This is a genomic window from Pseudomonas sp. FSL R10-1339, assembly GCF_009600545.1.
GTDB classification, from domain to species: domain Bacteria; phylum Pseudomonadota; class Gammaproteobacteria; order Pseudomonadales; family Pseudomonadaceae; genus Aquipseudomonas; species Aquipseudomonas bubulae.
The window spans coordinates 1-1748 of the sequence record NZ_WIVQ01000208.1; the positions used below are offsets into that span (position 1 = coordinate 1).

The window sequence follows — 1748 nt, forward strand, 5'->3', positions numbered from 1 at the left end:
ATACAGAGTGCGACCCTCACCGCGGACCCAATCACCCTGTTGGTTGATAGCCAGACGATTGTCCTGGGCATGTTGAATCAGGCGAGCAGCCATCGAGTCAAAGAGGCCGTCTTCCTGCCAGTCTTCGCAAGTGTCCACCCTGGTGGGGAGATGGGGTTTACCAAACTCCCGGAGAGCCGCTGCAAGAGCCGGAGACTCATCACTGGTTGACTTGCAGTTGACCCCTGTTTGCCCTCCCCAGCAGACGTGGCAAAGAGTTCGATCACCGCGCCGGATCTGTCCGCCGTAGAGATAACCGTTGAGGTTCTTAGCAGGTGCCCAATCAGACAGCGGCCATGCTCTCAAAAGAGCGTCAACAAGGCCGGATTGTTGCGGGTCTTGGACAAGAACGGTTGATTGATACCAATCCCATCTAGCCATTGGCTGAACCCCCCGGTTTATAAGGCTTTCGAGGCTTCTTGGGATGTGCCTTCTCGGCAAGGGGGGAGATACCTGACCCCCGTGTTACTACATGGGGGTCGGCTGCGTCCGCATGAGCATCTTCCGACAGCTTGCCCATGAGCATATCGAGCTGAGAAGAAGCATCCCCAGCGACCGAAACGAGTTCGTTATGGAGACCTTCAACAACGCTCCGCAGACCACGCTTGACCTCGTTAGGTGCCTCCATAGCGGCCTCCAGAAGCGCCACAGTGCGCGTAAGGCTCGGAGCAACGGAATTGAGCAGATCCGCAATGATCGCGCCTCTAGTGCGCCCCTGGAGCTTTGCAAGACGTTCGATGACCTCATGAGTCGAAGGCTCCAAAGTGACTTGGACTCTAGGTTTAAGGGTAGGCATGGGAAAACTCCAGGTGGACACTTTGAGCCTGAGTGTGGTTCAAGGTGTCCACCTAGTCAAGAAGTGTGTCACTGACGCGCTAGCGCTTGTCCGCTGGGAGAGGTCTGGAGGCTGCGCAGCGCTACGCTAGCGCTTCCTCCAGACCTCTCCCAGCCACAAGAGATTGGACGCCAAAGGAGACAGCCCCTTGAGCCGGTAGGCGAATTGGCAAGACGTGAAGAAGGGTCGCCAGCTTGCTGGTGGGGCTACTTCACCTATCTTGCCCAGCAGTCAATCAGTCCCATCCCGTTCAGCCTTGGAATCATCTGCCGTTGCAGCAGCGATCTTTTGCCGTATCCGTGCCTTTGCCAGTCGGTGCGATTCGAGAGTGACAAAAACCGGGATCGGTAGCGCGTCCTGGTCATCAACAAAGCAAGGCACCGTCTCTGGTGTTAAATCCGAGTGTTTCATGCGGTGCACTCCGTCACTGGCTTAGCAATAGCGGTCTCAATAGCCAGTCCTAGAGCCTCCCACGATCCAACATCAGACGCCCATTGAGCCATGATCGCGCCGTACTGCTTGACCAGTGCAGCCCTAGCCCGCTCGGTGTCTGAACGCTTCCAGACGGTGCCTACTGCCTTCTTTTCGAGGTGATCCCAACCAATACACTTGAGCGCATCCGGAATCCAAGCAGCGCAAAAAGCATGTCCAGGCTCCCAGGTAGCAACAGCGGCTCGATGATCCCGTTTTGGCCTAACGCGGACTTCAAGGCGGACCCAGTTCCGAGGAGCGTCACCACCTTGCTCATAGCCTTTCTCGTAGAGCACCAGGCGAACTGGTGAGTCCTTGGACCCCAAATACAGAGTGCGACCCTCACCGCGGACCCAATCACCCTGTTGGTTGATAGCCAGACGATTGTCCTGGGCATGTTGAA

Annotated in this window: 2 protein-coding genes and 1 pseudogene; all 3 read right to left on the reverse strand. The window is 56.7% G+C overall.

Translation table 11 applies throughout. The features are described from left to right. Positions 1 to 420, reverse strand: a pseudogene (locus GHO03_RS25405) (hypothetical protein); the annotation flags it as partial. Positions 421 to 1105: 685 nt separating this feature from the next. Next, positions 1106 to 1285 carry a hypothetical protein gene (locus tag GHO03_RS24380; protein ID WP_153334568.1) on the reverse strand — a complete coding sequence of 60 codons (180 nt, stop codon included), beginning with the start codon at positions 1283 to 1285 and terminating at the stop codon, positions 1106 to 1108. Continuing rightward, positions 1282 to 1748 (reverse strand): replication initiation factor domain-containing protein (locus GHO03_RS24385; protein ID WP_178110376.1); only part of this gene is annotated, 467 nt, incomplete at its 5' end. The genes GHO03_RS24380 and GHO03_RS24385, both read right to left, overlap by 4 nt.

Bases quoted from the DNA above. Each gene is read 5' to 3' on its own strand.
- GHO03_RS24380 (WP_153334568.1), bottom strand. From the start codon at position 1,285: ATGAAACACTCGGATTTAACACCAGAGACGGTGCCTTGCTTTGTTGAT.